Origin of the sequence: Streptomyces sp. NPDC056480, from assembly GCF_042795405.1 — a bacterium.
GTDB lineage: Bacteria > Actinomycetota > Actinomycetes > Streptomycetales > Streptomycetaceae > Streptomyces.
The window spans coordinates 1-3,697 of record NZ_JBHTSA010000237.1; the positions used below are offsets into that span (position 1 = coordinate 1).

A 3,697-nucleotide genomic window follows, 5' to 3' on the forward strand; every position below is an offset into this window, starting at 1 on the left:
TGAACACGACCGGGTAGACGCGGTCCAGTGGCCGGGCCTGCCATTCGGCCATGCCCTCCATCACCGAATCGGTGATTGTGGAGATGGTCTGCCTGCCTTTCACGGCGGTGAGGGGTTCTCCGTGACCCCCGACCGGGTCGACATCAACGTCGATGTCCGCACCACCCCCTCCTTCGACGCGCACGACGCCGAGACCGTGGTGCGTAAGGCCGCCATCGAGCTTGACGCCGAGCTGCCCGCACCCGTGCCGACGAGGGTGAGCGAGGTCGCGTCCTGGCCTGCGTTCCGGCTGGAGGAGAACGAGCAGCCGGCCGCCGCGCTGCTGTCCGCCGCCCGAGCCGCGGGGCTCGACGTCCGGGCGAAGACGGCGGGCCCGTCGAACATCGGCAACCTCCTCGCCGGGTACGGCATCCCCGCCACAGCCGGGTTCGGCGTCCCCTACGAGGGCTTGCACGGCATCGACGAGCGCGCCTCCCTGGCCGAGCTCCCCACCGTCTACGCCATCCACCAGCGGGCCGTGGAGAAGCTGCTTGACCTGCGCTGACCACTGCCTACCTTTCCCCCAGGAAGTCACCAGTCCTTGCTCTACAGCGGGCAGCCCGGACCCGGTCTGATGGATGTGCACCGTTCACGGGGACACTCCCCTGACACCAAGGAGGCCCAGCCATGGCCGAGCAGACCACCACCCCGGCCGTCGACTTCGCAGGCGAGATCAACACCCACGACGTCGCCGATCTCACCCTCGGCACCTACACGGGTCGCATCCCCGACAAGGACAACCACTTCGAGGGCTGACCGGCCCGATGCTGTGCCGCTCCGGGGGCTGTCGCACTGCGGCAGCCCCCGGAGCCATGTCCAGGTGTGGAACCAGCCCCGCCGCTCTCCTACTTTTCCCCCAACAAGTCACCAACTCACGCTCTAAGAAGGGGAGTTCGAATCAGGTGTCATAGACGTGCACCACCCAAGAAGGCACTACCGACACCAAGGAGGTCGGGCTATGCCCGAGCAGACCGCCACCACCCCCGCCGTCGACTTCGCGGGCGAGATCAACACCCACGACGTCGCCGAGATCACCCTCGGACGTCAGGTCTTCAACGACTCCGACAAGGACAACTACTTCGAGGGCTGAGCCGCCCCGGCGTCACACGAACCCGGGGGCCGTCGCACTGCGGCGGCCCCGGGCCCGTTTCCGGAAACGAGCAGGAGGCAGAGAGGCATGGGAGAGCAGTGGCTCGCCGGCGGACCGGCGATCGGGGACAGCGGATTCAGCATCGTCGGTCTCGACGGCGCGCGCACCGGCCCCGGAAGCCGCGTGCGCAGCGCGGTAGAGGGCGGCGCCGCCGTGGTGGTCGTCGGCGACTGCCCGGTGGACGGGAAGGAGCTGTACGGCGCGCTCGCAGCCGTACGGGCGGGGCGGTGGGAGGAGCTGACGGGCTGGCCGGGCTCGTACTGGGTGCTCGCCGGGAACGAGCGGGAGCGGTTCGTCTGCGGGGACCTGGCCGGGCTCCGGCCGGTCTACTACGCCGCTGACGGGACGTGGGCGACCGACCTTCTCCGCCTCGGGAAGCCGCTCGTGGCCGACCTGGGGCTGGCGGCCGCGCGGGTCATCACGGGCTGCGACCACTGGCCCGGCCGCAGTCCGTACGAGGAGATCAGCGTCGTGCCGGGCAGCTACGGCCTGCTGCTCCGTACCGGGCAGGCGCCGCAGCTTGTCGACGTCACCGCGATCCGGCCGGTCGAAGACCTCCAGTCCGGAGCCGGCCGGTTCGGGTCCGCACTCACCGAGGCCGTTCAGCACCGGGTGAGCGCCGCCGGTACGACGGTGGGCGCGGACCTGTCGGGTGGTCTCGACTCCTCCGCGGCCGTCGTCCTCGCCTCCCGGGTCGGCCGGGTGCACGGGGTCACCTACACCGACGGCTACACCAGCGCCGAGGACGCCTCCTTCGCCGCCCGGATCGCCGAGGACACTGACATCGAGCACACCATCGCGCACGGCACCGATGAGGACCTGCCGTTCTCCTTTCCCGCCGGCCAACCGACCGGCCTGGAGCCGGCCATGGGCGCCGCCCTGTTCGAGATGGATCGCGCCTACCTCGCCCCGGTGGCCGGCCTGCCGCTTCACCTGACCGGCCACGGCGGCGACGTCGTCCTGGACGCGACCTCCTCGGTGTGGGTCCGGCTTCTCCAGGAGGGTGAGCGTCGCGCCGCGCACCGCCAGGTCGTCGACTACGCACGGCTGCGGAACATGGCGCCCGGCCTGTTCTGGAAGGGCCTGCGGGAAACCGCCGCCCTCGGCCGGGCCGGAGCGCTGGAGAGGGCTGTGGAGCAGCTGGAGAAGAACCGGCCGCAGTCCGCGCAGGGCACGGCGGGCTGGTCCTGGTGCCGCCTGGGCGCGGCCGCATCGTGGCTGACCCCCGACGGGCGCACCCGGGTGGCCGCGCTGCTGCGGCAGGCTGCCGCCGACACCTCCCAGCCGGAGCGGGCCGATGAGTTCGACCAGTGGACCGCGCTGAGGTTCACCGGCGCGGCCGCGCGCGCCTGGACCCCGTACGCCGACGCCCTCGGGGTCCGGCCCGTCTACCCGTATCTCGACAACACCGTGGTCCGCGCCGCGTTCGCCGTACCCCCGACGGCACGCCGCGGCCTCTACACCTTCAAGCCGCTGCTCTCGGCTGCCTTGCCCGATCTGCCCGTCTGGCTGCTGGGACGCCGCTCGAAGGGCTCCTTCACCGCCCAGCGGGTCATGGCCTTCCAGCGGCACCGCGCGCGACTGGGCGACCTCCTCACCGTCAGTCCCCTCGTCACAGCCGGCTTGTTCGACCACACGGCCGTGACCGGCACACTCGACCACCTTGCGCAGGGCCGGACCCCGATCGGATCCGCGGACATGCACCAGATGCTGACGGCCTCCTGGTGGCTCACAGGCGCCCGCGCTCACGCAGGGGCATCATGCTGACTCCGGCCCGCCACATCCATCACGCCAGCGACGAGCACGGAATCGTGCTCCTCGACGTCCGCACCGCGAAGTGGTCGATGCTCAGCCCGGACGTCTCCCGGATCTGGCAGGCCATCGTCACCAACGGCACCGCCAACGGCCTCGCCGACGAGCTCGCGATCCCCACCGGCCGCGACCCCTACGCCGTGCGCCAGGGCATCGACAACCTCGTCAACCAGTGGAAGCGGGACGGGCTCCTCATCGACCCCACCCGCGCTCCGCGCCGCAGGTGGTGGACCCGATGACCCAGATGGTGCCCTCCCCGCTGGACACTCCCACCCTGCCCGAACGGGCCGTCGCCGCCGTGGGACTCACGCTCTCCCTCACGCTCAGCCGCCTGCCGCTCAGGCACCGCATTGCCGCCGTCCGCGTTCTGCGCCGCCTCCCGGCCGCCCACCGCGCGCAGGTAGCCCGCCTCGATGCGGCGGTACGGCACATCACCCCCACGTGGTGGCCGGGCCGGATCGCGTGCCTGGAGATCAGCCTCGCCACCGTCCTCGCTACCGCCCTCACCGGCCGCCATGCCTCCTGGGCTCTGGGAGCCCGCCGGCTGCCCGACGCCGCACACGCCTGGGTCGACACCTTCGAGGGACCCGTCGGCCACGACGTCGGAGACGGCGCCGACCGGCCGTACACCCGCGTCCTGTCCGTCCCGTAGGTGCGTGCACAAACGGCCGTGGTCCGGGGAGACATGCCTCCGTC

At 71.6% G+C, this 3,697-nt stretch carries 6 protein-coding genes and 1 pseudogene; 6 read left to right on the forward strand and 1 reads right to left on the reverse strand.

Translation table 11 applies throughout. From position 1 onward, the window contains the following. Positions 1-94: pseudogene (locus ACFQ79_RS40445) on the reverse strand (transposase); the annotation flags it as partial. 27 nt (positions 95-121) lie between these two features. Between ACFQ79_RS40445 and ACFQ79_RS40450 the strand changes: the two are divergent. From ACFQ79_RS40450 to ACFQ79_RS40475, 6 genes are all read left to right on the forward strand, one after another. Then, a complete protein-coding gene (locus ACFQ79_RS40450) occupies positions 122-544 on the forward strand; it encodes a hypothetical protein (protein WP_383593327.1) in 423 nt (140 codons plus the stop codon). Positions 545-666: 122 nt separating this feature from the next. Further along, positions 667-795, forward strand: a complete 129-nt coding sequence (locus ACFQ79_RS40455) for a hypothetical protein (protein ID WP_383593330.1) — start codon at positions 667-669, stop codon at positions 793-795. Positions 796-997: 202 nt separating this feature from the next. Continuing rightward, positions 998-1,129, forward strand: a complete 132-nt coding sequence (locus ACFQ79_RS40460; RefSeq protein WP_383593333.1) for a hypothetical protein — start codon at positions 998-1,000, stop codon at positions 1,127-1,129. An 87-nt stretch (positions 1,130-1,216) separates the two neighbouring features. Next, positions 1,217-2,956 carry an asparagine synthase-related protein gene (locus ACFQ79_RS40465; protein WP_383593336.1) on the forward strand — a complete coding sequence of 580 codons (1,740 nt, stop codon included), beginning with the start codon at positions 1,217-1,219 and terminating at the stop codon, positions 2,954-2,956. Continuing rightward, the gene (locus tag ACFQ79_RS40470) at positions 2,950-3,240 is read left to right on the forward strand and encodes a PqqD family protein (RefSeq protein WP_383593339.1); all 291 of its coding nucleotides are present in this window, start codon (positions 2,950-2,952) and stop codon (positions 3,238-3,240) included. The genes ACFQ79_RS40465 and ACFQ79_RS40470 overlap by 7 nt, the downstream gene beginning before the upstream one ends. After that, positions 3,237-3,653, forward strand: a complete 417-nt coding sequence (locus ACFQ79_RS40475) for a lasso peptide biosynthesis B2 protein (RefSeq protein WP_383593341.1) — start codon at positions 3,237-3,239, stop codon at positions 3,651-3,653. The genes ACFQ79_RS40470 and ACFQ79_RS40475 overlap by 4 nt, the downstream gene beginning before the upstream one ends. The last annotated feature ends 44 nt before the right edge of the window (positions 3,654-3,697 follow it).

Coding starts and splice junctions, on each gene's coding strand:
- ACFQ79_RS40455 (WP_383593330.1), top strand. CDS start 667: ATGGCCGAGCAGACCACCACCCCGGCCGTCGACTTCGCAGGCGAGATC.
- ACFQ79_RS40460 (WP_383593333.1), top strand. CDS start 998: ATGCCCGAGCAGACCGCCACCACCCCCGCCGTCGACTTCGCGGGCGAG.
- ACFQ79_RS40465 (WP_383593336.1), top strand. CDS start 1,217: ATGGGAGAGCAGTGGCTCGCCGGCGGACCGGCGATCGGGGACAGCGGA.
- ACFQ79_RS40470 (WP_383593339.1), top strand. CDS start 2,950: ATGCTGACTCCGGCCCGCCACATCCATCACGCCAGCGACGAGCACGGA.
- ACFQ79_RS40475 (WP_383593341.1), top strand. CDS start 3,237: ATGACCCAGATGGTGCCCTCCCCGCTGGACACTCCCACCCTGCCCGAA.